The organism is Dactylosporangium sp. CA-139066, from assembly GCF_050936175.1.
GTDB lineage: Bacteria > Actinomycetota > Actinomycetes > Mycobacteriales > Micromonosporaceae > Dactylosporangium.
In genome coordinates this window covers 1721440-1745680 of the sequence record NZ_JBNJNH010000001.1, presented here as the reverse complement: position 1 = coordinate 1745680, position 24241 = coordinate 1721440, and the positions used below count along the sequence as shown (strand labels likewise).

Annotated in this window: 25 protein-coding genes; 3 read left to right on the top strand and 22 right to left on the bottom strand. The window is 71.0% G+C overall.

The features are described from left to right. Positions 1 to 331 precede the first annotated feature (331 nt). Positions 332 to 1138, top strand: coding sequence for an SAM-dependent methyltransferase (locus ACQEVU_RS08030; RefSeq protein WP_433321904.1), 807 nt, complete (start codon positions 332 to 334; stop codon positions 1136 to 1138). A gap of 77 nt (positions 1139 to 1215) precedes the next feature. Here ACQEVU_RS08030 and ACQEVU_RS08025 read toward each other — a convergent pair whose 3' ends face one another. The 14 genes from ACQEVU_RS08025 to ACQEVU_RS07960 are packed head-to-tail and all read right to left on the bottom strand — an operon-like array spanning position 1216 to position 15175. Further along, positions 1216 to 2553 carry a cation:proton antiporter gene (locus ACQEVU_RS08025; protein ID WP_433321903.1) on the bottom strand — a complete coding sequence of 446 codons (1338 nt, stop codon included), beginning with the start codon at positions 2551 to 2553 and terminating at the stop codon, positions 1216 to 1218. After that, complete coding sequence (locus ACQEVU_RS08020) at positions 2550 to 3914, bottom strand: acetyl-CoA carboxylase biotin carboxylase subunit (protein WP_433321902.1); 1365 nt, start codon at positions 3912 to 3914, stop codon at positions 2550 to 2552. Before ACQEVU_RS08020 ends, ACQEVU_RS08025 begins: the two co-directional genes overlap by 4 nt. 11 nt (positions 3915 to 3925) lie before the next feature. After that, a complete protein-coding gene (locus ACQEVU_RS08015; protein WP_433321901.1) occupies positions 3926 to 4459 on the bottom strand; it encodes an acetyl-CoA carboxylase biotin carboxyl carrier protein in 534 nt (177 codons plus the stop codon). Then, positions 4456 to 6144, bottom strand: coding sequence for a carboxyltransferase subunit alpha (accA, locus tag ACQEVU_RS08010; protein WP_433321900.1), 1689 nt, complete (start codon positions 6142 to 6144; stop codon positions 4456 to 4458). Before accA ends, ACQEVU_RS08015 begins: the two co-directional genes overlap by 4 nt. Next, complete coding sequence (locus ACQEVU_RS08005; protein WP_433321899.1) at positions 6137 to 6538, bottom strand: nitroreductase family deazaflavin-dependent oxidoreductase; 402 nt, start codon at positions 6536 to 6538, stop codon at positions 6137 to 6139. Before ACQEVU_RS08005 ends, accA begins: the two co-directional genes overlap by 8 nt. A 34-nt stretch (positions 6539 to 6572) precedes the next feature. After that, positions 6573 to 7118, bottom strand: coding sequence for a flavin reductase family protein (locus ACQEVU_RS08000; protein ID WP_433321898.1), 546 nt, complete (start codon positions 7116 to 7118; stop codon positions 6573 to 6575). After that, a complete protein-coding gene (locus ACQEVU_RS07995) occupies positions 7115 to 8809 on the bottom strand; it encodes an NAD(P)/FAD-dependent oxidoreductase (protein WP_433321897.1) in 1695 nt (564 codons plus the stop codon). Before ACQEVU_RS07995 ends, ACQEVU_RS08000 begins: the two co-directional genes overlap by 4 nt. 33 nt (positions 8810 to 8842) lie before the next feature. After that, on the bottom strand, positions 8843 to 10291 hold the full coding sequence (locus ACQEVU_RS07990; RefSeq protein WP_433321896.1) for an FAD-dependent monooxygenase: 1449 nt from the start codon (positions 10289 to 10291) through the stop codon (positions 8843 to 8845). Then, the gene (locus ACQEVU_RS07985; RefSeq protein ID WP_433321895.1) at positions 10288 to 11238 is read right to left on the bottom strand and encodes an aromatase/cyclase; all 951 of its coding nucleotides are present in this window, start codon (positions 11236 to 11238) and stop codon (positions 10288 to 10290) included. Before ACQEVU_RS07985 ends, ACQEVU_RS07990 begins: the two co-directional genes overlap by 4 nt. 9 nt (positions 11239 to 11247) lie before the next feature. Continuing rightward, positions 11248 to 12033, bottom strand: a complete 786-nt coding sequence (gene fabG, locus ACQEVU_RS07980) for a 3-oxoacyl-ACP reductase FabG (protein WP_433321894.1) — start codon at positions 12031 to 12033, stop codon at positions 11248 to 11250. Between the two features lie 22 nt (positions 12034 to 12055). Next, entirely contained in the window at positions 12056 to 12325 is a 270-nt protein-coding gene (locus tag ACQEVU_RS07975; protein WP_433321893.1) for an acyl carrier protein, read from the bottom strand. A gap of 30 nt (positions 12326 to 12355) precedes the next feature. Beyond that, positions 12356 to 13570: a ketosynthase chain-length factor gene (locus ACQEVU_RS07970; protein ID WP_433321892.1), complete on the bottom strand. Its 1215-nt coding sequence runs from the start codon at positions 13568 to 13570 to the stop codon at positions 12356 to 12358. Next, complete coding sequence (locus tag ACQEVU_RS07965; RefSeq protein WP_433321891.1) at positions 13567 to 14823, bottom strand: beta-ketoacyl-[acyl-carrier-protein] synthase family protein; 1257 nt, start codon at positions 14821 to 14823, stop codon at positions 13567 to 13569. Before ACQEVU_RS07965 ends, ACQEVU_RS07970 begins: the two co-directional genes overlap by 4 nt. A gap of 28 nt (positions 14824 to 14851) precedes the next feature. Continuing rightward, positions 14852 to 15175 carry a TcmI family type II polyketide cyclase gene (locus tag ACQEVU_RS07960; RefSeq protein ID WP_433321890.1) on the bottom strand — a complete coding sequence of 108 codons (324 nt, stop codon included), beginning with the start codon at positions 15173 to 15175 and terminating at the stop codon, positions 14852 to 14854. A 794-nt stretch (positions 15176 to 15969) separates the two neighbouring features. On the opposite strand from ACQEVU_RS07960, the gene ACQEVU_RS07955 reads away from it, so the two are divergent. Further along, entirely contained in the window at positions 15970 to 16458 is a 489-nt protein-coding gene (locus ACQEVU_RS07955; protein ID WP_433321889.1) for a hypothetical protein, read from the top strand. Beyond that, entirely contained in the window at positions 16455 to 16646 is a 192-nt protein-coding gene (locus ACQEVU_RS07950) for a hypothetical protein (protein ID WP_433321888.1), read from the top strand. Before ACQEVU_RS07955 ends, ACQEVU_RS07950 begins: the two co-directional genes overlap by 4 nt. A 26-nt stretch (positions 16647 to 16672) precedes the next feature. Here ACQEVU_RS07950 and ACQEVU_RS07945 read toward each other — a convergent pair whose 3' ends face one another. The 8 genes from ACQEVU_RS07945 to ACQEVU_RS07910 form a co-directional block, all read right to left on the bottom strand. Beyond that, positions 16673 to 17143 carry a MarR family winged helix-turn-helix transcriptional regulator gene (locus ACQEVU_RS07945; RefSeq protein WP_433321887.1) on the bottom strand — a complete coding sequence of 157 codons (471 nt, stop codon included), beginning with the start codon at positions 17141 to 17143 and terminating at the stop codon, positions 16673 to 16675. A 521-nt stretch (positions 17144 to 17664) separates the two neighbouring features. After that, positions 17665 to 18339: a response regulator transcription factor gene (locus tag ACQEVU_RS07940; protein WP_433321886.1), complete on the bottom strand. Its 675-nt coding sequence runs from the start codon at positions 18337 to 18339 to the stop codon at positions 17665 to 17667. A gap of 323 nt (positions 18340 to 18662) precedes the next feature. Beyond that, the gene (locus ACQEVU_RS07935) at positions 18663 to 19232 is read right to left on the bottom strand and encodes an NADPH-dependent FMN reductase (RefSeq protein ID WP_433321885.1); all 570 of its coding nucleotides are present in this window, start codon (positions 19230 to 19232) and stop codon (positions 18663 to 18665) included. Further along, positions 19214 to 20419 (bottom strand): MFS transporter, encoded by a 1206-nt coding sequence (locus ACQEVU_RS07930; RefSeq protein ID WP_433321884.1) that lies wholly within the window; start codon positions 20417 to 20419, stop codon positions 19214 to 19216. Before ACQEVU_RS07930 ends, ACQEVU_RS07935 begins: the two co-directional genes overlap by 19 nt. A 73-nt stretch (positions 20420 to 20492) precedes the next feature. Continuing rightward, positions 20493 to 21257 (bottom strand): SDR family oxidoreductase, encoded by a 765-nt coding sequence (locus tag ACQEVU_RS07925; RefSeq protein ID WP_433321883.1) that lies wholly within the window; start codon positions 21255 to 21257, stop codon positions 20493 to 20495. 28 nt (positions 21258 to 21285) lie between these two features. Continuing rightward, positions 21286 to 21780: a nuclear transport factor 2 family protein gene (locus tag ACQEVU_RS07920; RefSeq protein WP_433321882.1), complete on the bottom strand. Its 495-nt coding sequence runs from the start codon at positions 21778 to 21780 to the stop codon at positions 21286 to 21288. Continuing rightward, positions 21777 to 23261 carry an FAD-dependent monooxygenase gene (locus ACQEVU_RS07915; protein WP_433321881.1) on the bottom strand — a complete coding sequence of 495 codons (1485 nt, stop codon included), beginning with the start codon at positions 23259 to 23261 and terminating at the stop codon, positions 21777 to 21779. Before ACQEVU_RS07915 ends, ACQEVU_RS07920 begins: the two co-directional genes overlap by 4 nt. A 32-nt stretch (positions 23262 to 23293) precedes the next feature. Further along, the gene (locus ACQEVU_RS07910) at positions 23294 to 24181 is read right to left on the bottom strand and encodes an ester cyclase (RefSeq protein ID WP_433321880.1); all 888 of its coding nucleotides are present in this window, start codon (positions 24179 to 24181) and stop codon (positions 23294 to 23296) included. Between the last annotated feature and the right edge of the window lie 60 nt (positions 24182 to 24241).

The following is a 24241-nucleotide window of genomic DNA, read 5'->3' as shown; positions in this document are numbered from 1 at the left end:
CGTTCTGACGAGGGCGCGACTCCGCCGCCACGTCGACCACGCCGGAGAATCTCACACCAGGCCAACTATCCACCTGGCCAACTATCAGAGTAGTGAACCTACTTGGCCCTGTCCACCACTTGGCGGAGCCCGCTCGTCATGTCGCGTCGAGGGCTCGTTGACACAGCGCCCGTCGACCTGTCACGCTTTTTGGCGGAGCCCCATACGCGAAGCAACACGATCGAGGCGACATCCACCGGATGTCGCCTTTTCTGTTGCCCTTCGCCACCGAGCGCGGTCGTGCGCGGGCTCGCCGTTGGAAGTCCCAACCCCTCACGAAGGATGGACGGTCATGCCCGAGACCAGGAACCCCGAACAGTTTCCGAACGCCTCACGGATCATGGACCATTTCCTGGGCGGCTCCGAAAACTTCGCCGTGGACCGCGCCGCGGCGGAGGGCATCGTGAAGGTGCTGCCCGGCGCCCCGATCGGAGCGCGCTCAAACCGGCGCTTCCTCGCCCGGGCGGTGCGCACCGCCACCCGGCGCGGTATCAAGCAGTTCCTGGACCTCGGCAGCGGCATCCCGGCCGCCGACGCCCCGCACGAGGTCGCGCCCGAGGCCAAGGTCGTCTACGTCGATAACGACCCGGTCGTCAGGGACATCGCGCTGCGCATCCTGGGCGGGTCCGCGAGCGGCCGCACGGCGTACGTCGACGCGGACTTCCGCGACGTCGAGGCCGTGCTGTCGGCCCCGGCCACCAAGGAGCTGCTGGACTTCTCCCAGCCGATGGCGGTGCTGTTGAGCGCGGTACTGCACTTCGTCGGCGACGCCGGCGATCCGTACGGCATCATCGAGCGCTACAAGGCGCCGCTGGCGCCCGGCAGCCTCGTCATCCTCACCCACACCAGCTACGACTACGTCTCCGCGCCGGTGCAGGTCGCGACCGACGAGTTGTACGGCAGGTTCCGGGTCGAGCTCGCCCCGCGTTCCCGCGCGGAGATCACCCGGTTCGTCGACACCGAGGGCTGGACGGTGCTGGAGCCCGGTGTGGTGTCCACCAACGAGTGGGGATCGCCGGAGGAGCCGCCGTCCGACGCGGACCACCAGACCAACCGGCAGGACGCCGCCGGGTTCGCCGCCGTCGCCGTCAAGCACTGATCCACCCGGTCGTGGCCGGCCCGCACCGCGGGCCGGCCGCGCATCAGGCGTCGACAAGCATCAGGCCTCGACAAGCATCAGGCGTCGACGGGCATCGGCGCGACCGCGGAGATCCGGTCTTGGTGGGCCCGGCGTGCGCGCTCCTGCTCGCTCTGCTCAATCCGCGCCGTCGTCAGGCGCAGCAGCGGTGGTGCCATCAACGAGGTCATGACGGCCACCAGGATGACGATGGTGTACGTCGCCGTGTTGAGGATGCCCAGCCGCAGACCGGTCGTCGCCACGATCACCTCGATGACCCCCCGCGCGTTCATGCCCGCCCCGATGGCCAGCGCCTCCCAGTTGCCGAGCCGGCTGAGCCGGGCACCGGCGTAGGCCCCGGCGAACTTGCCGAGAACGGCGACGGCGAGGATGACCACGGCGGCGATGGCGACCGCGGGGTCACGCAGCGCCGTGAGGTCCATGCGCAGCCCGGCGGTCGCCAGGAACAGCGGCGCGAAGACCGACAGCACGACGGTCCGAAGGGGCGCCAGGCGCGCCAGATCGCGCGCGCGGGCGGTGCCGATGAGGATGCCGACGATGAAGGCGCCGAAGACCGGTTCCAGCTTGAGGCCATGCGCCGCCACGGCGCCGAGCAACACGAGCAGGACCGACACCGCGATCGTCGTGCCCGGCTCCGGCGACCTTGAACTGATCCGCAGCACGCCCCGCACCACCGGGCCGCCGGCCACCATGACGACGATCGAGAAACCGAGCAGGGAAAGCACCGAGACCAGCGTGCCGCCGAGCGTCACCCCGACCGTCGCGGCCGCGGACACCAGCGAGAGCAGGAACCAGCCGACCGCGTCGTCGACCATGCCGGCGGCCAGCGTGAGCTGGCCGACGTCGCGGTGCAGCAGGCGCATGTCGGTCAGCGTCTTCGCGATCACGGGTATCGCCGAGACACACATGGCGACGCCGAGGAACAGCACGAAGACGCCCCGGTCGGACGCGGTGCCGACCACCGCGCGCGGCAGGAGGAACCCGGCCGCGATGCCCAGGCCGAGCGGGACCACCAGGCCGAAGACGCTGATGTACGCCGCGGTCGAGCGGCGCCGGCGCACCGCCCGCAGGTCCACGTGGCTGCCGGTGACCGCGACCAGCAGCAGTACGCCGAGCTGGCCGATCGCGTCGAGCAGACCGATCTGCCCGGGCCCGCCGGGCATCAGCCAGGCGGCGTAGCGCGGCATGAGGTGGCCCAGCAGTGACGGCCCGAGCAACACGCCGGTCAGCAGCTCACCCGCCACCGCCGGCATGCCGCACCGCTCGGCCAGCCACCCGAACAGCCGGGCGACGCCGAGCAGCAGGGCGAGCTGCAGCAGGAAGATCAGGACAGTGTGACTGGGCAGCGGCGCGGGCGGCGCGGTAAGGATGTTCATCCGTGGTTTCCTTCCGGCGAATCCGGGAGCAGTTCGCCCAGCAACGACGTGCTGTGCGCGGCCGAGCGGAAGCTGGGGTGCCGCAGTACACGGGCGAGGAAGTCAACGGTGGTCCGCACGTTCCCGCCGGTCACGGCAACCTCGTCCAGGGCGCGCCGCATCCGGGCGAGCGCCGCGGGGCGGTCCGGCGCCCAGGCGACGACCTTGGCGATGAGCGAGTCGTACTCGGGCGCGATGACGTCGCCCGGGCGCAGGTGCGTGTCCACCCGGACGAACGGCCCGGCCGGCACGGCAAACGTGTCCACCCGCCCGGGCGTCGGCGCGAACTCCCGGTCGGGGTCCTCGGCATTGATCCGGCACTCGATCGCCACCCCGTGGTGGCGTACGTCCGCCTGCCCGAAACCGAGCGGCTCGCCGGCCGCCACCCGCAGCTGCGCGGCGACCAGGTCGATGCCGGTGACCATCTCGGTGACCGGATGCTCGACCTGGATCCGGCAGTTCACCTCCATGAAGTAGTAGCCGTCGGGTGCGAGCAGGAACTCGAACGTACCCGCGCCGGTGTAGCCGGCGGCCCTGGCGGCACGGCAGGACGCGGCGCCCATCTCCTCGATCAGCTCCGCCGGCAGGCCCGGCGCGGGTGCCTCCTCGATCAGCTTCTGATGGCGACGCTGGACGCTGCAGTCGCGGGTGCCCAGGTGTACGGTATTGCCGTAGCCGTCGGCCAGAATCTGCACCTCGACGTGGCGCGCGCCGGTCAGGTAACGCTCCACGTAGACCGCGCCGTCACCGAACAGCATGCGGGCGGTCGCCTGGGTGTCACGGTAGGCGGCCGGGAACTCGTCCGGTTCATGGATCACACGCATGCCGCGACCGCCGCCGCCGGCCGAGGCCTTGACGATCACCGGAAAGCCGATCCGCCGCGCGTACTCGTACGCCGCGTCCGGGGTGAGCGCCTCCAGCGTTCCCGGCAGCAGCGGCAGCCCGAGGTCGGCCATCAAGTTCCGCGCGGACTGCTTGCTGCCCAGCAACTTCATCGTCTCCGGCGGCGGGCCGACGAACGTGATGCCCTCGGCCTGGCACGCCTCGGCGAAGTCGGGATCCTCGGAGAGGAAGCCGTACCCGGGATGGATGGCGTCGGCGCCCGTGCGCAGCGCCGCCTCGAGCACGGCCGCCGCGTTCAGGTAGCTCTTCTTCGGCGGCGGCGGTCCGATGTGGACCGGTACGTCGCAGAGCCGGACGGCGGCCGAATCCCGGTCGCGGGTGGAGTGGACCACCACGGACTCGATGCCGAGCTCGCGACAGGCCCGTACCACTCGCAGTGCGATCTCGCCCCGGTTGGCGACCAGAACTCTGGTGAACATGCGTCGCCCGCCTACTCGGGCCCGGCCGGGGCGAGCGCCAACAGCCGCTCGCCGTAGTCGACCGCCTGCCCGTCCTTGGCCAGCACCGCGACCACCTGGCCGGGCCGGTCGGCCTCGACCGGCATCATCAGCTTCATCGCCTCCACGATGCCGACCTGCTGCCCCGGGCGGACCTCGTCGCCCTCGGTGACGAACGGTGCCGCGCCGGGCTCCGGGGCCCGATAGAAGGTGCCGATGCTCGGCGCGCACACATAGTGCTCGTCCGCCGGCGGCGCCGGTACGGCCACGAGCGGCTCGACCACCGGCAGCACGGTCTGCTCGGCGTGCACGGCGGCCACCGCCATCGACGGGCCGGACGCCGCGGCCCGGTCGGGCGGTGTACGCCAGTCGAGATCGACGACCACGTCGGCGACCCGCAGCCGCAGCCGCTGCGGCCGCTCGGGCAGTGCGCCCAGCAGGTCCAGCGCCGCCCGCCGCACCGCGTCCACGGGCGGCTCCGTCACCACCTCGGCGCCGTGCGACACGCCAATTCCCAGCTCGGTCATGACGCCACCTGTTCCAGGTCGGCCACGGCCGGCGGGGCGGGCTCCCGGGTCACCCGGCCGAACCGGGCGAACCGCTCCCGCCGGTCCTCGATCAGCTGCTCCCCGCTCATCGCGGCCAGCTCGGCGAGCGTGGCCACCAGCACCCGGCGCAGCAGGCCGGCCGCGTCGGCCGGGGCCGCGCCCGCGCCCTCCTCAGGTTCCGGCAGCACGCCGTCGACGACGCCGAGCCTCAGCAGCTCGCGCGAACTGAGCCCGAGAGCGGCGGCGGCGCGGGGCCCGAGCGCCGCGTCGTTGAACAGGATCGAGGCGCAGCCCTCGGGGCTGATCACCGAGTACACGGCGTGCTCCCAGATGAGCACGCGGTTCGCCACCGCGATGCCGAGCGCCCCGCCGCTGCCGCCCTCACCGGTCACCACACTGACGATGGGCACCGGCAGCGACGTCATCAGCCGCAGGTTCTCCGCGATCGCCCAGGCCTGGCCCTGGTCCTCGGCCTGCTCGCCGGGGAACGCGCCGGGCGTGTCGACCAGCGTGATGATCGGGATCGAGAGCTTGGCGGCGAGCCGCATCACCCGGGCCGCCTTGCGGTAACCGGCCGGATTCGGCATGCCGAAGTTGTGCCGCGCCAGCTGCTCCGGCGTGTGCCCCTTCTGCTGGCCGATCACCGCGACGGCGGCGCCGTCGAGCCGAGCCAGGCCGGCCACCATCGCCGGGCATTCCCCGGACACCCGGTCGCCGTGCAGTTCGACGAAGTCGTCGAAGGTGAGGCCGGCGTAGTCCAGCGTGGTGGGCCGGTTGATGTCGCGCGCCCGGCGTACCTGCTGCCACGGCTCGGCGTCGGCCAGCAGCCTGGGGTCGCGGACCACCGGCGGGGCGGCCGGAACGGGCCGCGGCCGGTGATCGGTCGGCCGGCCGGCGCGCAGCAGCTTCGCCAGCTCGCCGCGCAGTGAGCCGCGCGGGCTCACCAGGTCGACGAACCCGCGCTTTTTGAGGAACTCGACGGTCTGGAACTCCCGCGGCAGCTTCTGCCGGATCGTCTGCTCGATCACCCGCCGGCCGGCGAACCCGAGCCGGGCGCCGGTCTCCGCGATGATCACGTCGGACAGCGTGGCGAACGACGCCGCCACACCGCCGTAGGTCGGGTCGGTGACGATCGAGACGGTCAGCAGCCCGGCCTCGTCCATCTCGGCCCACGCGCTGCTGGTCTTGGCCATCTGCATGAGCGAGATGGCGCCCTCCTGCATGCGCGCCCCGCCCGACGCGGTCACCGCGATCAGCGGCACCCGGCGTTCCAGCGCGGCACGGACGGCGCCGACCATGATCTCGCCGGCCAGCGCGCCCATGCTGCCGCCCAGGAAGGCGAAGTCCATGGCAGCCACCACGACCGGTAGGCCTTCGATGGTCATGGCGCCGCAGAGCACCGCCGAGTCCAGGCCGGTGCGGGCCCGGGCCTCGGCGATGCGCTGCGTGTAGGGCTTGGTGTCGACGAAGCGGAGCACGTCGACGACGACGCCGCCGGGCGGCTCGATCAGCTCGAGGCTCCCCGGGTCGGCGAGGCTCTCCAGGCGCGACCGCGCGGCGAGCGGCGAGTGGTGCCCGCACTCCGGGCAGACCTTCAGATTCCGCAGCCATCGCTTGCCGTAGATCATCGCGCGGCAGCGCTTGCAAAGGACCCAGTCAGACATCGGATCTCCCTTCGGGTACCCCTGGGCGCAGCGCCAGATAGGTGGTCGAGTGCAGCCTGGTCATCGCCAGCCGGACCAGCCGAGGGATCGGCGTGCTCCCGTCGTCGGCGAAGAGAACGGGCGCGGTCAGCTGGAGCCGGCGGCCCCGGGTGCTCAGCGCGCAGCCGCCGGCGGCCAGCACGTTGCGCACCCAGTCCGCGTCCGGCCCGTACGGCAGGGTGATGATGTAGTCGTCGCCGCGCCGGAAATACTTGACCGGCGTGCGGTAGGCCCGGCGTGAGCGGCGTCCACGATGGTGAATGGCGCCGAAGCCGGGCATCCGGGTGAACAGCGGGCCGACGACGTGGTTGGCGAAGAGCCGGTTGAAGCGGGCGACTCGCCGGCTGAGCGGCATCGGATGGGTCTCCTTCCTTCCCCGCCGGGGTGGCTCAGCCGTCCCACACGGGATGTACGGGCGGGAACTCGTCCTCCAGCACGCCGAACGTGCCCTGGAAGAAGATCAGGGGGTCTCGGCGGCGGGGCCAGCCCACCTCCAGCACCTCACCGAGGACGATCACGTGGTCGCCGCCCGGGAAGCGGTTGACGATACGGCACGCGAGGTACGCCATGGCGTCGGCCAGCACGGGCACGCCCTCGGCGCAGCGCCGGTAGCTCGGCGTGAAGCCGGCCGGCGTGCGGCCGGCGAACGCCCAGGCGACCGGCTCCTGTTGGCCGGTCAGCAGATTTACCCCGAACGTCCCGGTGGACTCCAGCGTCGCGTTCAGCCGGGAGTTCAGGTGCAGGCAGAACAGCACCAGCGGGGGTTCCAGCGAGACCGAGGTGAAGGAGTTCACCGTGGTGCCCGTCGCCTGGTCCCCGTCACCGCTGGTGATTACGGCCACCCCGGTCACGAAGAGGCCGCATACCCGCCGCAGCACGTTCGCCTCGATGGGCTCCGTCTGATGGACCAGCGGACGCCCGAGCACCCGCGTCACAGCAGCTTCCTCGCACGGGTACCGGCCTTCAGGATGCCCTTGAGGAACTCGCGGCCGAGATGGTTCATCTCCGGCGGCCCCTGCACGGAGGCCCAGTACATGAACCGGGCCATGGTGAACGTGCTGGGCGCGATGAACCGCTTCCGCTCGTCCTTCCAGCCGAACGTCGGGTTCACGATGTCGGAGTCGCGCAGCAGGCCGAACACGATGTCCGCCGCCTCGTCCCCGGTCAGGTCGCCGACCTCGTACTTCTCGCAGGTCTCGGCGGTGGCCTCCAGGATGCGCTTGAACTTGTCGCTCTCTGGCCACCACAGACCCGGGAACGGCGTGTCCTCCAACTCCTTGAAGTGCCGGTCGTCGCGGTCGCGCACGTACAGCAGGCGGGCCCGGGTCAGCCGCATGACGCCCGGGCTGATGAAGCAGCCCCAGACCCGGAACACCGCGTTCCACAGGCGGAAATGCGAGAAGGCGATGTATGAGCTGTTGACGATGTCGTCGTTGTACTGCAGCAGTCCCCGCTCGAGTTGTTCGACGTACGCGAACCGCTCGGCCGAGAAGTCGCCGTCGCGCAATGCGCCGAGCAGCCGCGAGGTCAGCGCGTCGACCACCTCGAAGGTGTTGGACAGCCCGCGGGAGAACAGCGGGTCGAGGAATCCGGCCGCGTGCGACATGAGGCACCAGCGGTCGCCGACGGACTGCGAGGACGAGTACTGCATGCGATCGGTGGAAACCCATTCCCGGACCCGCCGTGCGCCTTCGAACTGGCGCTTCACCGCCGGGTAGCGGTCGAGGTAGAAGTTGAACTCCTCGTCCGGCGTCATGTCCTTCGGCTTCGGGTACAGCCGCTCGTCGAAGGTGAGGCCGACGCTGCACAGCGGGTTCTTCGACTTGGGGTGGCTGTCGAACGGAATGATCCAGAACCAGCCCCGGTCGATCAGGTGATGCATGGTCCCGTTGTGCCATGGCACCGGCGGGCGCAGGTTCTTCGGGTGCCCGCTGACGTCGTCGAACGGCTTGACGCCGATGTAGTGCGTGAACAGGCCCCGGGCGTGGTGCTTGAAGCGGGCCGGCGTCTCCCGCAGGTTGAACTTCTCGGCGAGCGGCGAGCGGAAGCCGCTGGCGTCGATCAGGTACTTGCCGCGGAACGCCTCGCCGTTCTGGCCCGTGACCGTGACCCCGTCGTCGTCGATGTCCACGTCGGTGGCGCGCCAGTTCTGCCGGGGCTCGCTGCCGTACCGGATCGCGACATGGAACATGAAGGCGTCACTGTCCTGGCGAAACAGGTGACCGTTCTTCGTGAAGATCTTCGGCAGGCCCAGCTGCGTGGCTTCCCGCGGGTCCGGCTCCCCGCCCGCCGGGTGGCGCATGAAGCCGAAGTGCGCCTTGGTGCCGAACGACGGCCCGATGTCCCGCGTGCTGGCATCGACGCTGGCCAGGCTCTTGATCTCGGGTACGTCGTAGCGCTCGGAGAGGATGTGGAGCCACTCCACCAGCTGCGGCGTCATCGACTCCCCGACCGCGAAGCGGGGATGCGACGCCGCGTCGATGAGCACGACGTCCGCACCGTGTCGGGCCAGGATCGCCGCGGTGACCGAGCCGGCGAGGCCCGAGCCGAGGATGATGACGTCGCATTGCCGGGTCGCGCCGGGCTTCGGTACGGCTCCGGAGTGGTTCCTGATTGTCGTGGACATGCTGTTGTTCTCCCGTCGGTCTCGTGGTTCGCCTCAGCGCGCGGGGGCGCCGAACCAGCGGCGCAGCGCCGGCCGCGGATCACCGTGGTGATCGCCGGTCCAGGCGATGTGCCCGTCCGGTCGCAGCAGGACGGCCGGCGGCCGAGCCGGGTCCGGGGGCACGGGTGCTAGCCGCACCCGGTCGATCCACCCGGACAGCGCCGCCGCCGGGCCGGAACGGCGGCTGCGGTCGTCGGCAGAGCAGAGCAGTGCGCCGCGGCCGGCGCGAAGCGGCGCGGTCCAGTCGGCGTCCGGGGCGGCGGGCATCCGCCGCCCGACGAGCGGGTCCGGGTCGTCGCCGTAGCGCACGTCGAGGCCGCTGATCATGCCGCCGAGCCGGTCCCGCACCTGCGGATACGCGATCAGCTCGGTCAGCAGCATCCGGGCCGCCTCCACCTGCGGACCTCCGAGCAACAGGTGGCTCTGTGCCCGGATGTTGCCCAGCACGCGCGCGCCGGTCGCGTACCGCTCGGCGTGATAGGTGTCGAGCAGGTCGGCGGCAGCCCGGCCGGCCACCGTGGCGGCCAGCTTCCAGCCAAGGTTGACCGCGTCCTGCAGGCCCAGGTTCATGGCCTGGCCGCCCACCGGCATCTGCTGGTGCGCGGCGTCGCCGGCCAGCAGGACGCGGCCGGAGCGGTACCGCCGCGCCTGGCGGCTGGCGTCGTCGAACCCGTTGACCCACAGCGGCCGGCCGGACGCGAGATCCTCCCCGGTGAGCCGGCGCCACACCGCGACGACGTCGACGAACGACGGCGGAGGGCCGTCGTTCGCCCCGTCGTGCTCGGCCATCATGACCCGGGTGACACCGTCCGGGGTCCGCGCGGCGATGGCCAGGCCACCGGGCAGTCGCTGGAACCGGCGGTTCGGGATGTCCACCCCGGCGACGTCTGCACGGATGAGCCGCCGGGTGGGCCCGACGCCGTCGAGCGGGATGCCGGCCAGATCCCGTACGGTGCTCCGCTCGCCGTCGCAGCCGACGACGTAGTCGGCCACAACCTTGACGACCCCGGCCGGGCCGGCGACGGTCAGCCGTACCTCTCCGGCCGAGGCGTCCAGGCCGGTCACCCGGTGCGCGCGGCGAAGGTCCGCCCCGAGGCCACCGGCCCATTTGGCGAGCAGCCGTTCGAGGCGGGCCTGGGGCACCTTCCACAAGCCGGCGTACCGGCTCGGCAGCTCGCCGAGGTCCAGAGGGATGCCGCCGAAGTGCCCCCGCCGCTCGTGCGGCGGCCGGCCGAGCGGATCCAGCAGGCCGCGCTCGTCGAAGATCTCCATGGTGCGGGCGTGGACGGTGCTGGCCCGGGACTCGGTGACCGGCTCGTCGAGGGCCTCCAGCACCAGGACGTCGGCGCCACCGAGCCGTAGCTCCCCGGCGAGCATCAGGCCGACCGGCCCGGCCCCGACCACCGCGACCTGGGTGCGCCGGCGGGGGCCGCCGGCGGTCATCGGCGCAGCGATTCGGCGTAGTCCTTGGCGAGCCCGAGGGTCGCCGTGCTGTTCGTGCTGAGCGCGGTGCGCACGAACGCCCGCGCCTCGCCGATCCCCGCCTCGGGGCCGAGCACGGCGGTGATCGTCGCCGGGTTCAGCACCACCGTGTGCTCGGACGAGGCGGTCACTCCCGACTCGTGTTCGGTGATGTCCCAGCATCCGGTGTGCAGGCTCATCAGGGCCGGCAATGTCGTCTGCTTGTAGACGATCCGGTGGTGCGGGAAGCAGACCCGGATCGACTTGGTGGTGTGTGCCGCGCCGTCCTTGGTGACCGTCACCATCTCGAGGGTCTGCACGCCGGGGGTGTCCTCGGTGAGCACGACGCGGGACACGTGCGGCAGCCGGTGCTGCCAGTGCTGGGCCTGGTCGAGGAACTCGTACACGTCCTTGGCGGCGCCGTCGATGTCGACCGAGTCGGTGAACGAGAAGACCAGCTCTTCGCCCGCACCGACGGCCCGCTCTACGTTGGCCTTGAGCGCGGCCAGCTCGGCCTTGCTGTTGCGGTCCACCGCCTCGTCGATCCACGCGAGGTCCGCCGGGTCGTCGTCGATCGCGCGATAGTCGTGCAGGAGCCGGATCCGGGCGGTCGCCGCGCCGGCCGGCTCGATCACCCAGGCACCGCCCATCGCCGCCACCGGCGCGGCGGAGACCTCCTGACGGAAGTCGACGCGCAGGCCGTCGGGGTCCAGTTCCCGGCGCGAGGTCCAGTGCTTCACCGCGCCGTTGGCGGTCGCCCAGATCCGGATCCGTTCGCTGCGATCGGCCCGCTCGACCTGCTCGGCGTACACCGTGGGCGGGAAGATCCGCGGCCAGTGCCGGACATCGGCGATCAACCGGTAGACCTCCGCGGCCGGGGCGCCGACGTCGATCGTGTGCTCCACCTGGCGGTGGCCGTTGTCGTGCACAGCGTCCTCCTAGAAGTTCCCGAGTCCGCCGCAGACGTTGAGAGCCTGGGCGGTGATCGATGCGGCCGTGTCCGAGGCGAGGTAGCCGACGAGGCCGGCGACCTCCTCCGGCGTCGAGTAGCGCCCGAGCGGGATCTTCGCCGTGAACCGGTCCAGGATCACGTCCTCGCTGGTGCCGTACGCCTGCGCATATCCCTGGCGCACGCGCTGGGCCATCGGCGTCTCGACGTATCCCGGGCAGACCGCGTTGACCGTGATCCCGGCGGGTGCCAGCTCGTTGCCCAGGGCCTTGGTGAAGCCCACGACGCCGTGCTTCGACGCCGAGTAGGGCGCGCCCAGGACGACGCCCTGCTTGCCCGCCGTCGAGGCGATGTTGATGATCCGGCCGCTGCCCCGCGCACGCATGCCGCCGGCGTTGAGCACCTCCCGGGTCATCCGGAAGACGCTGTTGAGGTTGGTGTCCATCACGGCGAGCCACAGCTCGTCGTCAAGGTCGGCGGTGACTCCCCCGCCGCTGCGACCGGCGTTGTTGACCAGCACGTCGATCGGGCCCATGCGGTCCACCGCGGCGCGGACGCAGGCGCGGATGTCGTCGGGCGACGTGACGTCACACGTGGTCCCGTCCACGTCGAGTCCCTCGTCGCGCAGTTGCTTGACGGTCATCGTCACCGACTCGGCGGTACGGGCACACAGGAACACCCGGTCGCCGCTTCCGGCCATGAGCCGGACGACGGCGAGCCCGATCCCACTGGTGCCGCCGGTGACCAGGACGGTGCGCTTCGGTGTCGACGGCATCGTCGTCTCCTTCCGCGCCGGGTCAGCCGGCGAGCAGAGCGGCGAGCCGCTCATTGATGGCCTCGACCAGCACCCGGGGCGTGCGGGCGTCAGCGACGAAGGAGTCGGGCAGCTGGATCCCGAGCTCGCGCTCGATCCGGCCGGTGGTCTCGAGCAGGGCCACCGAGTCGTACCCGAGGTCCTCGAACGCGGCGTCCAGGATGTCGCCGTCCAGCGTGGTGGCGTCCTCCTCCCCGGCGGCTACGCGCAGGACGGCCTTAAGGTCCTCGACGGTGAAAGGCTGCGTTGCCATGGTGATGGGTCCCTTCGTGGTGGGTGGTGGTCAGGACTCGGGCCGGCGCACGACGAGCGCCGAGTTGAAGCCGCCGTGGCCGCGGGCCAGCACCAGGGCGGCGCGGCCGGGCATCGGCCGGGGCGCGTCGAGGACCAGATCGAGGCGGTACGCCTCGTCCGGCGTGATGTTGGTGGTCGCCGGGATGACGGCGTCGCGCAGGGCGAGCAGTGCCGTCGCCACGTCCAGCGGCGCGCCACCGGAGTACAGCCGGCCGGTGTTCGTCTTGGGCGCGGTGACCGGCACGCCGTACGGCCCGAAGAGGGCGGTGATCGCCTCCGCTTCGATGCGGTCGAGCACGGGCACGGCGGCCGCGTCGGCGAAGACGACGTCGACGTCGGCGGGCCGGATGCCGGCGTCGGCCAGCGCGATCTCGGCCGCCCGGCGCAGGCCCGGCTCGCGCCCGTCGCCGGGTCGCGGGTCGAAGGTCGCGCCATAGCCGGAGATCTCGCCGTAGACCCTCGCCCCGCGCTCCCGGGCGCCGGCCGCGTCCTCGAGCACCAGCAGCGCGCCGCCCTCGCCGGGCACGTGACCGTTGGCCCGGGTGTCGAAGGGCAGGAAAGCCCGCGCGGGGTCGTCGCTGCCGCTGAGCCGGTCGCTGGCCAGCTGGGCCACCCAGCCCCAGGGACAGAGTGAGCCGTCGACCCCGCCCGAGACGACCAGCCGGGTGCCCTTGCGGATCTGCCGGCGCGCCTGGGCGATCGCGTCGAGCCCGCCGGCCTGGTCGGACACGACCACGCCGCTAGGACCCCGCATGCCGTTGCGGATCGAGATCTGACCCGTGTTGACGGCGTAGAACCAGGCGAACGACTGGTACGCGCTGACGTGCTGCCCGCCGTGCCGCCAGAGTTTGCGCAGCTCGTTCTGGCCGAACTCGAAGCCGCCGGACGAGCTGGCGGTGATCACCCCCATCCCGTACTCGGGCCACTCCCGCGGGTCCACCCCGGCGTCGTCCAGCGCCCAGTCGGCGGCGGCCAGCGCGAGCTGGGTCATCCTGTCGGTCTGCGCGAGAAGGCGCCCGGGCAGGTGGTCGGCAGCGACGAAACCGGGCACCTCCCCGGCGAGACGGGCCGGGTAACCGGACGGGTCGAAGCGGGTGATGCGCTCGATCCCGCTCGTGCCGGCGCGGGTGGCGGCCCAGTAGTCGGCCGTGCCGAGGCCGTTCGGCGCGACGACCCCGAGCCCGGTCACGGCCGCCGCGGTCACGTGACGCTCCGCAGCACCATGGCGCTCTGGAAGCCGCCGAATCCGCTGCCGACCGTCAGGACGGTGTCGGTACGCACCTCGCGGGCCTGCCGCGGCACGTAGTCGAGGTCGCATTCGGGATCGGGCTCGGTGAGGTTGGCCGTCGGGGGCACCAGGTCGTGCTCGATGGCCAGCACCGAGGCGGCGATCTCGATCGAGCCGATGGCGCCGAGCGAGTGTCCGACCATCGACTTGATCGAGCTGACCGGCGTCCGGTACGCGTGCTCGCCCAGGCTCCGCTTGAAGGCCGCGGTCTCGTGCCGGTCGTTCTGCTTGGTGCCGGAGCCGTGGGCGTTGATGTAGTCGATCTCCGTAGGCGCCGTGCGTGCCTCGCGCAGCGCGGCGCCGATGGCCTCGGCCATCTCGCGGCCGTCGGGGCGCAGCCCGGTCATGTGGAAGGCGTTGCACCGGGTGGCGAACCCGGCGATCTCGGCGTAGACGTGCGCCCCACGGCGACGCGCGTGCTCGTACTCCTCCAGGACGAACACCGCCGCGCCCTCGCCGAGGACGAACCCGTTGCGGGACCGGTCGAACGGCCGCGACGCATGCTCGGCGTCGTCGTTGCGCGGTGTGGTCGCCTTGATGGCGTCGAAGCAGGCAACCGTGATCGGGCTGATCGGCGCGTCCGTGGCGCCGGCCACCATCAGGTCGGCGCTGCCCTCCCGGATCAGGTCGGTGGCATAGCCGACGGTGTCCAATCCCGAGGTGCATCCCGTGGACACGACCGTGGCCGGTCCTTCGGTACTTAGCGAGTGCGCCACCTCGCGGGCGAACGAGCTCGGCACGAAGTAGTCGTAGAGGTGCCGGACGGCGTAAGCGTGATCGACAAGGTCCAGCCGGCCACCGTCGCTGACCACGCGGTACTCCCGGTCGAGGCCCATGGTGGCGCCGACCGCGCTGCCGATGGCGACGCCGGTGCGCTGGGCCGGCAAGCCGGTGAGCGTCAGTCCGCTGTCCGCGACCGCCTCCGCGGCGGCCACGACGGCGAACTGCGCGGCCCGGTCCATCCGGCGAACCTCCTGGGGGCTCAGCCCGTGCTGTTCGGGGTCGAAGTCGATCTCGGCCGCCACCTGGGACCGGAACGGAGCCGGGTCGAAGAACGAGATGCGCCTGGTGGCCGTGCGCCCGTCGCTGAGCAGGTTCCAGAACGCCTTGGCGCCCACACCGCCGGGCGCGAGCACGCCCATTCCAGTGATCACCACTCTGCGGGTCATCGGCACCTCCCTTCGTCTCGGACGGCGGTCAGGCCGCCGACCACTCGTAGAAGCGGCTGGCAATGGCGTCGGCCGGCGAGCGCCAGGTCGCCGGGTCGTACGCGCCGATGTACGGCTTGAGGTCCTCGCTCACCCGCACGAACAAGGGATGCGTCCTGACCTGCTCGATGGCGGCGCCGCCGTCGTCGGTGTCGAAGTCCTGCAGGTGGAAGTACAGGTCGCGGTAGCGGAACAGTTGCCGGCGGCGGGTACCCATGAGACCGGGCATCTCGGTCTTGTCGAACGCGGCGAAGAGGTCCGCCACGGGCGCGGTATCGGCGAGCAGGCGCGCGACAATAAGGGTCGAGTGCATGGGGATCTCCTCGGCACAGTGGAGGGATAAAACATTTCGGCAATGCGTCCGCACGCCCTTGCGCGTGCAGGAGAAAGCCGGCCTCGGAAGTCGTCTTGAAGACGATTGAGGCGATGGCCCAGAAAAGGCAGCTCTTTGCGGAGGCTCACCCGGAAATAGTCACGGTGCGGCCGCCGAACCAAGCGTGACAGGACGAATTCACAGTGTCAAGGCCCCCGTCGATTCGGCGGGGAAGGGCCGGCCCCGGTACCGCCGGCCGCCGCCGAGCCTTGCCGACGCCCGGCCGGCGACCGCCACCGCCGCGCGGCGCCGACCGAGTTCAAGGCTATTTAATGACGTGGTTAACACCGGCGAAACCAAATGCGGAGTCCGTAACATACGGCAGCTCATCCGGACTACAACTTTCGATATTCGATCGTCTACCTTCGATCACTATCGGTCGCTTACCGAGCAATGTTCCACTATCTGCGGATCGGCCGGGGTGCCAATGTGGGCACCTATCGGCCGTTTTCACCGAATGGCTCGTCCCCGACGGCCGCCCACCTGATCCGCCGGCACCGACGAAGCGCCCGGGCATGTTAGGTGGCCCGCCTGCCGCATGCCCGGGCGGACCAGGAAGGAACCCTCAGATGACGCAGGACGAATGTGTGGTGGAACGCTGCCGTGTCGCAGCGGGCCGGTCGGCCACCTGGACGGGCGCCGCACGCGGAAGCCGGATCTGTCCGGACTGCCGCCGGCGGCTCAGCGCGGCGGTGGCGCGCCTGCCCGGCCTATACCAGGACTGCGAGGACCTGTTGACCGGTCCGCGCCGGTCCGGACCCGAACGGGCACGCGGGGCGCTGCCGACCGGAGTGTCGCTGAACCCGGCCCTGGTGTCCGCGCGCGCCGCGATGCTGAGCGTGACGTCGTCCTGGGCGGCGTACGTCGCCGACCGGCGGACGATCGCGCAACGCCCCCGGCGAGCCGTGCCCGACCTGGCGCGGTTTCTGCTCGCCCACATGGAGTGGCTGGCCGGCCAGGATGCCGCCCGGGACGCGTTCGCCGAGCTGACGGCCGTAGCCCGCGCCGCCGAAGAGGCCATCGACCCGCCCGCGGCCGGCCGCATCGAGGTCGGCGCGTGCGATCGCTCGGGATGCGACGGAACCGTCTACGCCATGCCGCGCCGCAACGCGGTGCCGGGCGACGTGGCCTGCGACCGTGGACACCGCTGGTCACCCAGCGAGTGGCTGCTGCTGATCCGGCGGCTCGGCCACACCAAGGCCGGCGCGGCGGCGACCCGATGACCGCGCGGCGCCGGCTGGTGCCCACCGACCTGGCCGCACTGGCGGCCGGGGTGACGGAGGCGACCATCCGCAAGTGGGCGAGCCGCGGCAAGCTCACCCGCTACGGCGCTCCGGGCCGGGCCGAGTACGACCTCGACGAGGTCCTGGTGCTCCTGGAGGACTCGGCCCGCCGGGCGCGGGTCGCCTGAGATCCAGTCGGGGCACGGGGACGCCGTCAGGCGTCCCGCTTCGATTTCGCCTCGTGGTGACTGAGCAGCCGGCCGAGCAGCCGCCGCAGCTCTGCGCGCTCGTCCTCGGACAGCGGCGCCAGCAGGGCGTCCTGGACGCCGCGCACATGCCCGTCGAGCCGGGCCAGCCGCTCGCCGCCCAGCGGCGTGATGGTGATGACGTTGCGCCGCCGGTCGACCGGGTCGGGCGCCCGCCCCACCAGCTCCGTCGTCGCCAGCTCGTTCACCGTCGCCACGATGTCGCTGACGTGAATGCCGCTGCGCCGGCCCAGGGTGGCCTGGCTGGCCGGCCCGAACTCGTCGAGGGCGGCGAGGACCCGGTAGTGGTAGCCCCGCGCCCCGGCACGCGCGAATCCGTCCGCGACGAGCCGTCCAGCGTGCTCGGCCGCCTGCGTCAGCAACCAACTGGTGAGCCCGCCGAGCCGGGCCGGCGTCGAGTCCGCGTGGGGAACTTCCATAAATCGATCCCACGGATCTGTTAGTACGACGAATGGTTTGTTATTGTTGGTCGTCCCAACGGTTGCCGAACACATCAATATGAGCACCACATGACGACGGCCCCACCCGGGCCGGAGGCCGGAGCCACCGGAGCGGCGTACGCCACCGAACGGGGCACCGCGCAGCTCGATCTTCACCTCTGCAACGCCGGCAACCGCCAGGCCACGAGTCCGGTGAACGGGAGCAGCCATGTCCGTCCGCGCAGCACGGAAGATCGCGGCAGCGATGAGCTCACCGGATGCCTTCGGGAGGCGGCCGCGTGCTCGCGGCCTTTCCCTCCCTCACGCATTACCCGCAGGCGGTCGACGGTTGCTCGCCGGCGCGGCCCGGGCCGTGGCCCTCGGCGTGGCTGACGCGGCGGCCCGGGCCCCGGAGGCGCTGAGCCGCGAGGTACGTCGCCGGACTCCCGCACGGCAGAGCGGACGTTCCGATGGCGGCGGCAGTCGCCGCTGCGGGCTGCCCGGTCCGAGCGCTGCGCGGATCATTCGGATGCGACCGTGGTGCCGTGTGGCGGCGGGGGCAGCAGGGCCGCCGCAACCGCCTTGTTGACCGCGTCTATGCGGGACACCGCGCCCAGCTTGGTGAAGATGTTGCGCAGGTGGCGCTTCACCGTGGCCTCGGACAGGAACGTCTGCCGCGCGATCTGCGTGTTGCTCAGCGCCTGACTGGTCAGCGAGAGGATCTCCAGCTCGCGCGGCGTCAGCGTTGGCCGCGCCGACGGGACCGCGGGCATTTGGTTGAGCGCCTCCCGGGAAACCGACAACAATACGGAGTTGTCGCTTTCTACGACGCATCGAATGGCGGCGACAAGACCGTGTCTGGTAATATTGGTCAAGTATCCGCTGATGTCGAGACTCGACAGGCAATAAATCACCCCAGGGCAATCGTCCATGCCCAGTATGATGATCCGCGAATCGGAAAATGACGCGCGCAGCTGCCGCACGGCGGCCGTCGGCACGCCATCCGATGATCGCACCTGCAGGAGGATGACGTCGGGCTTTTCGTCGCGCATGATGTCCGCCGCATGATCGACGTCGTCCGCCTGCCCGATGACCGCGAAGTCGTCGATTGCGACGAGAATCTCCTTGAGTCCCTCGCGGTACAGCGGCCGGTCGTCGATCAAACCAATCCGCAACATCTCGGTCGATGTGCTCATCACCGCAGGTCCACATTTGTCGTGGACGGCCTGACGGGCGCCCGCAGCGTGACCGAATTTCGGCGTGTTCTCAAGACCAGCATGCGTACCCCCCGCGACCGGACCAAGATAATTATCCCCGACGATCCATCGGCAAGCAAGAGATTGCCGGAAGATCGCCGATTCTTGGCAAAGGTGAAACCCGGCAGCCCGGAGCTTCGGAACCGTTCCGAGTACGTGTAGCCGATCGGCACCGGTAGCACGCCGACTCAAGGGTACTCGGCGCGGCCGGATCACCACGGCCCGCCGCGGATCAACCGGCCCCGATGCCGCCAATGCCCAGATCAAGTGCCATAGGGATGCCTGACCTTGGCATCACGCAGCGCGTTCGCCCACCACGCGAGCTGGTCAAGCATGATCTTGGCCGCCGCCCCGGCCGCCGGATCGGGGCTGAAACGATGCTCGACGAAGTGCTCGGAAATCCTTGGAAATATCACAACGTCCTTCATGCCGACCGAGTTGAATTCCGCGAAAATCTGTCGCAGGTGTTCCACGGCCCGCACTCCGCCGGCCATGCTCAGACCGTAACTGACGAAGCCGACCGGCTTGGCCTCCCACTCCTTGTTGCCAAAGTCGATCACCGTTTTGAATGGCCCGGGGATGCTTCTATTGTACTCGGGAACGACGAGCACGAACGCGTCCGCGGCGAGCAGCCGGGGACGCAGTTGGACCGACATCGGATGATTTTCGTCGAGGCTGTTCGGCAGCGGATAGTCCACGATGTCGATGACGTCCAGGACCATGTCCGCACGCTGGCCTGCCTGTTCGACGAACCAGCCGGCGACCTGCGGAGCCAGCCGTCCTTCGCGCATGCTGCCGACCAGAATCGCGACCTTCAGAGGTTCGAGGACCATTGCTTCGTTCCTTTCTCTTTACTGACTAGGACGCCCGCAAGAGCTACCGAGAAGCCCGCCACGGCAACCGCGAGAATCAGCGTCAGCGTCGAGGCGAAACGCGCTCCGGTCACCAGCGCGGCGAGGACGAGCATCGTCGCGCCGCCGACTTGCACGGCGGTCTGGAAGACGCCGCCGAATCGCTGCTGCGCTCCCGGCGGGCATTGCGCCATCGCCTGGGCGTTGAGCGCGGCGAACGACGCGGCGAACGCGACACCGACCAGCACGGCGGCCGGCAGCAGAGCCGTACCGAACCCGGCCCGGCCGCCGGCCACGAAATACCAGGCGTAACCGGCACACGCCGCGGCGCTGCCGGCCGCGATCAGCGGACCCGGTCCGAACCGGCCGAGCAGGCGGGTCGCGTAGGGCGTGCAGAACACGACCGGAAGGCTGGAAGGCAGCAACGCGAGGCCGGTTCTGGCCGGGGACCACCCCTGCACCGTCTGGGCCTGGAACGTGACGACGAGCAGGAACGTCCAGAACGTGCCGTTGAGGATCGCCCCGCCGGCCGCGGAGCGCCAGAGCGAGGGGGGAAAGGCGGCCGGCACGGCGCGGGACGCGGCGGCCAGGGACGGTCCGTCCGGCGGGATCAACCGCGCCGCGAAGGCGAGCAGGATCAGCGCCACCGGGCCGCTGCACGCCAGCGCCCACCGCCAGCTCACCTCCGTGAGCAGGCCGGCCAGCACCAGGCCGGCGGAGAAGCCGCTGGCTGCGAAGAGCGAGTAGACCGCCACCGCGCGGGCGCGACCCGGCCCCTCGCGGAAGACGGCGGCGATGATGGCCAGGCCGGTCGGTGCGGTCAGCGCCACGCAGATGCCCTTGACCACCCGCGTCGCGAGCAGCGTCGGCAGGTCGGGGGCCAGTCCCCCGGCGAACGAGGCGAGGACGAAGGCCACCATCGCCCACAGGTATGCGGGGCGGCGCCCGAAGCGAGCGATCAGGTGTCCACCCGCGACAATGGAACCGCCGAAGCCCAAAGCGAAGGCGATCATCACGGCGCCGGAGGCGCCCGGCGACAGCCGGAATTCGCCGGCGACCGACGGCAGCGCGACGACGCTCGTCGACACCTCCAGCGCGTCGATCAACATGTTGCCGGAGAGCACGAGCACCAGCGCCCAAAGACGCGGGGTCCACCCGGTCGTCTGCATGTCCGCTCCCTCAAACCGTCAAGGCGGGTCGGCCGGGCGGAGGGCTTCCGCCCGGCCGGTCCTGTCGTACCGGTCAGCCCAGCAGCGTGCCGCCGGTGGCGTCGACGAAGGCGCCGGTGATCCAGCGGGCCTCGTCGGACGCCAGGAACGCGACAACGTCGGCCACGTCGCCCGGCTCACCGACCCGTCCGAACGTCGACAGCTGCGCCATCTGCTCGACCGCGGCCGGGATACCGAACACCGGGTTGTCGTTACGCGTGATCCCCGGCGCAACGCTGTTCACGGTGATGCCCCGGGGGCCGAGGTGCCGGGCCAGGTGCAGGGCGAGCATCTCCACGCCGCCCTTGCTCACCGCGTACGCGAGCTCGCCGGGGTTAGCGAACTTGGTCAGGCCCGTGGAGATGTTGATGATGCGGCCACCGTCCGGCATGAGCGTCAGCGCCCGCTGAATGATGAAGAACGGCGCCTTGGTGTTCACCGCGATCAGCCGGTCGAACTGCTCCGGGGTGGTCTCCTCGGGCGGCACGCCACCCATCACGCCGGCGTTGTTGATCAGGATGTCGAGGTGGACGTCGCCACCGTTGTGCGTCTTCAGCCCGGCCTCCAGGCCGGCGAAGAGCGTGTCCACGTCCCCCGGCACGCCGAGCTCCGCCTGCACGGCGAAGGCGCGGCCGCCGTTGCCGAGGATGGTGTCCACCACCTCCTGCGCGGCGTCGCCGTTGGTGGCGTAGTGGACGGCCACGAGCGCGCCGCCCGCGCCGAGCCGCTCCGCCGTGGCCCGGCCGATGCCCCGGCTGGACCCGGTCACCAACGCCGTACGGTTGTCGAATCTGCTCATCGTCTCGCCTTTCTCTGCGGGATACGGATCAACCGGCGCGCTGGGCGGCGGTCATGGTGGCGACGATGGCCGGCGCGCCGGAACCGACGGTCCAGGTGACGCGCAACGCCAGCCGATTCAGGCGCCAGCCGGACGGGGTGCGCACGGCCGTGCCGGAGAACCAGCCGCCGAGGCGGAACAGGTTGGCCGGCGCCGGTGGCGGCGGCGAGCCCGGATGGACGTGCGTGGCGATGACCGGGCAGGTGAACGCCGCTTGGTCGCCGTCCAGATCAATGAGGTAGTTGCCGGTGTGATGGTGCGTCCGGGCCCACGGCCCCATGAACGTCGCCGTGAACGCGTCGAGGCCGGCCAGCCCGTGGTGGGTGCCCGGCGGAAAGGCAAGCTCGACGTCGTCGGTGAAGACACCGGCGGCCCACGACTCGTCGAACCGGCCCTCGTCGAGGACGAGCAGGTACCTGTCGCACAGTTCGCCGACCGCCAACCGGTCGGCGAGCGCGCGGATCTCGTCGCCGCCCACGCTCATCCGCCGGCGACGGGCGTCAGTGGCTCGCCGAACCAGCGCCGCAGGGCCGTCGTCAGGTCGCCACCGTCCGGCGCCGCCCAGACCACGTACCCGTCCGGGCGGATCAGGACGGCGGCGGCGCCGTCGAGCACGCCGTCCTCGCCGTCGCCGTTCAGCCGGGCCGGGACCACCTCCACCCGATCGGCCCACGCCGCGGCCGGTGCCGAGGTCGCCGGGTCGCCGCTGACGTCGAGCAGCAGCCCGCGGCCCCGGTGCAGAAGCCGGTACACCTGCTCCACGCCCGAATCGGTGATGACCTTCTCGTTCGGCATCCGCAGACCGAGCAGCGGATGCGTCCCCGCACCGACGTCGTAGCGGATTTCCAGGCCGCTGACCATGCCGATCAGGTGCCGGCGGACGACGTCGTACTGCATCAGCTCGCTCATCAGATCGCGCAGCGGCTGCAGCTCGCTGCCGGTGAGGAAGAGCAGCCCCTGTGCCTGTGTGTTCATCAGCAGTCGCGCGCCGACCGCGTGCCGCTCGCTGTGGTAGGTGTCGAGCAGTTCGGATGGCGCCCACCCGTTGATCACGGCGGCCAGCTTCCAGCCCAGGTTCACCGCGTCCTGGATGCTGACGTTCATCCCCTGGCCCCCGGCCGGCAGGTGGATGTGGGCGGCGTCGCCGGCCAGCAGAACCCGGCCGCGGCGGTACTGCGAAACCTGCCGGGTGGCGTCGCCGAACGAGCTCAGCCACACCGGCTCGGCGTGGCTGATGTCCTCCCCGGTCAACCGCTGCCAGGCGGCGGCGACCTCGGGGAACTGCACCGGCTCGGTCCGCTTCCGCGGCGGCGTGCCGCGCTCGCAGACGATGATGCGCTCCACCCCGTCGCCGAGGTGGCCGGCCATCACCATGCCGCCGGGCACGGTCTCGCCGATCATCCGCGGCCGCAGCTCTACACCGCGGATGTCGGCCAGGAACATCTCCATCGTGGCCGGCGAGCCGGGAAAATCGAATCCGGCGACCTTGCGTACGGTGCTGCGGCCGCCGTCGCAGCCGACGACGTACGCGGCACGGTAGGTGCCTGGGCCGTCCGGGCCGTCCGCCGTCACCACGACGACGTCGCCGTCCTCGCGCACGGCCGTCACCTCGTGGCCGCGGCGGATCTCGACGCCGAGGTCGGTGACCCACTCCTGCAGCATCTGTTCGGTGCGCGCCTGGGGCACGTTCTTGGCCCCGAAGTTGGCCCCCCTGACCAGCCCGAAGTCGAGCGGCAGGCCGCCGAAGTGGCCCTGGTTGGACACCTCCACCTCGCCGAAGCGGTCGAGCAGCCCGCGCTGGTCGAACACCTCCATCGTGCGAGCGGTGAAGCCCAGGCCGCGGGACTGCCCGGTCGGCTCGGCCAGTTTCTCCAGGATGGTCACGCGGATGCCGGCGAGCCGCAGTTCACCGGCGAGCGTCAGCCCGGCCGGGCCGGCGCCGACGACGATCACGTCCCAATCCATAGCGTTCTCCAGTCGTCGTATGGTCGGGTGACTCAGCTGGTGGGCACCTGCTGGGCAACGGTCTGGACCGTGGCGGAGTGGATGAGCCGGCCGTCCTTGGTGCGGATCGAGGCGGTGCCGGATCCGGTGAACGTGCCGCCGTCGCGCCGGGCGGTGATGTCGATCTGCACGTATGCGGCGCCCGGGATCACCTTCTCCGGCGGGGCACCGGAGGCGTCCATGGTGAACATCTCCCGCACGCTGTACCGGAACTCGTCATCGCCGGTCACCCACCAGCTCCCGACGCCGGTGCTCTCGCTGCTGCGCAGCTCGACCGCGCCGTTCTCGTTGAAGCCGATGGTGTACTCGTCCCGCTTGCCCTCGTAGGTCGCCGTGCCCGACCACAGGCCCACCGGCGCGCTGCCGAACGGGCCGGCCGGTCCGGCCCCGGCCGACCGGGGCGGCGCGGCGGCCACGCCCGGGCCACCGGGACCACCCGGGCCACCGGGTCGCGTGCCGCGCAGGAAGTTCAGCAGGGCGAAGTTGTCGACGATTCCCCAGCGCTCGGCGACCTTCTCGCCCTCGAACCGCAGGATCAGGATCGCGTGGTGCTCGACGATCTTGCCGGTCGGCGGCACGCCGAGGAACATCCCGGTGTGCCGGCCGTGCATCACCCACCGCACACAGGCCCGGTCTCCCTCGGAGAGGAAGTCGAGGATCTCGTAGCGGATGTCGCTGAACCCGCTGCGCTGCTTACGGATCGTCAGCTTGAACGCCTCGGGTCCGGTGAGCGAGTCGTCGTGGCTGCCGTGGTTGCGGAAGTCGGGCGTCAGGTGCTTGTCCGCGATGGACAGGTCGCCCTGGTTCAGCCCGACCAGCCAGATCTGGTCGACGACCTCCCGTTGCTTCTCGGCCGAGGCGACCGTGGTGGTGTCGGTCATGCCGGTTCCTTCTTCCTGTCAGGCCGACTGCGCCCCCGCGTGCGGGCGCCGCCGAACACA

What these genes read in the sequence shown, in the direction of transcription:
- ACQEVU_RS08020 (WP_433321902.1), bottom strand. Translation starts at nt 3,914, where the DNA reads ATGTTCACCAGAGTTCTGGTCGCCAACCGGGGCGAGATCGCACTGCGA.
- ACQEVU_RS07990 (WP_433321896.1), bottom strand. Translation starts at nt 10,291, where the DNA reads ATGACCGCCGGCGGCCCCCGCCGGCGCACCCAGGTCGCGGTGGTCGGG.
- ACQEVU_RS07995 (WP_433321897.1), bottom strand. Translation starts at nt 8,809, where the DNA reads ATGTCCACGACAATCAGGAACCACTCCGGAGCCGTACCGAAGCCCGGC.
- ACQEVU_RS08005 (WP_433321899.1), bottom strand. Translation starts at nt 6,538, where the DNA reads ATGCCGCTCAGCCGGCGAGTCGCCCGCTTCAACCGGCTCTTCGCCAAC.
- ACQEVU_RS07925 (WP_433321883.1), bottom strand. Translation starts at nt 21,257, where the DNA reads ATGAGCAGATTCGACAACCGTACGGCGTTGGTGACCGGGTCCAGCCGG.
- ACQEVU_RS07930 (WP_433321884.1), bottom strand. Translation starts at nt 20,419, where the DNA reads ATGCAGACGACCGGGTGGACCCCGCGTCTTTGGGCGCTGGTGCTCGTG.
- ACQEVU_RS07960 (WP_433321890.1), bottom strand. Translation starts at nt 15,175, where the DNA reads ATGCACTCGACCCTTATTGTCGCGCGCCTGCTCGCCGATACCGCGCCC.
- ACQEVU_RS07965 (WP_433321891.1), bottom strand. Translation starts at nt 14,823, where the DNA reads ATGACCCGCAGAGTGGTGATCACTGGAATGGGCGTGCTCGCGCCCGGC.
- ACQEVU_RS07920 (WP_433321882.1), bottom strand. Translation starts at nt 21,780, where the DNA reads ATGAGCGTGGGCGGCGACGAGATCCGCGCGCTCGCCGACCGGTTGGCG.
- ACQEVU_RS08030 (WP_433321904.1), top strand. Translation starts at nt 332, where the DNA reads ATGCCCGAGACCAGGAACCCCGAACAGTTTCCGAACGCCTCACGGATC.
- ACQEVU_RS08025 (WP_433321903.1), bottom strand. Translation starts at nt 2,553, where the DNA reads ATGAACATCCTTACCGCGCCGCCCGCGCCGCTGCCCAGTCACACTGTC.
- ACQEVU_RS07975 (WP_433321893.1), bottom strand. Translation starts at nt 12,325, where the DNA reads ATGGCAACGCAGCCTTTCACCGTCGAGGACCTTAAGGCCGTCCTGCGC.
- ACQEVU_RS07910 (WP_433321880.1), bottom strand. Translation starts at nt 24,181, where the DNA reads ATGACCGACACCACCACGGTCGCCTCGGCCGAGAAGCAACGGGAGGTC.
- ACQEVU_RS07950 (WP_433321888.1), top strand. Translation starts at nt 16,455, where the DNA reads ATGACCGCGCGGCGCCGGCTGGTGCCCACCGACCTGGCCGCACTGGCG.
- ACQEVU_RS08015 (WP_433321901.1), bottom strand. Translation starts at nt 4,459, where the DNA reads ATGACCGAGCTGGGAATTGGCGTGTCGCACGGCGCCGAGGTGGTGACG.
- ACQEVU_RS07915 (WP_433321881.1), bottom strand. Translation starts at nt 23,261, where the DNA reads ATGGATTGGGACGTGATCGTCGTCGGCGCCGGCCCGGCCGGGCTGACG.
- accA (WP_433321900.1), bottom strand. Translation starts at nt 6,144, where the DNA reads ATGTCTGACTGGGTCCTTTGCAAGCGCTGCCGCGCGATGATCTACGGC.
- ACQEVU_RS07940 (WP_433321886.1), bottom strand. Translation starts at nt 18,339, where the DNA reads ATGAGCACATCGACCGAGATGTTGCGGATTGGTTTGATCGACGACCGG.
- ACQEVU_RS07935 (WP_433321885.1), bottom strand. Translation starts at nt 19,232, where the DNA reads ATGGTCCTCGAACCTCTGAAGGTCGCGATTCTGGTCGGCAGCATGCGC.
- fabG (WP_433321894.1), bottom strand. Translation starts at nt 12,033, where the DNA reads ATGCCGTCGACACCGAAGCGCACCGTCCTGGTCACCGGCGGCACCAGT.
- ACQEVU_RS07945 (WP_433321887.1), bottom strand. Translation starts at nt 17,143, where the DNA reads ATGGAAGTTCCCCACGCGGACTCGACGCCGGCCCGGCTCGGCGGGCTC.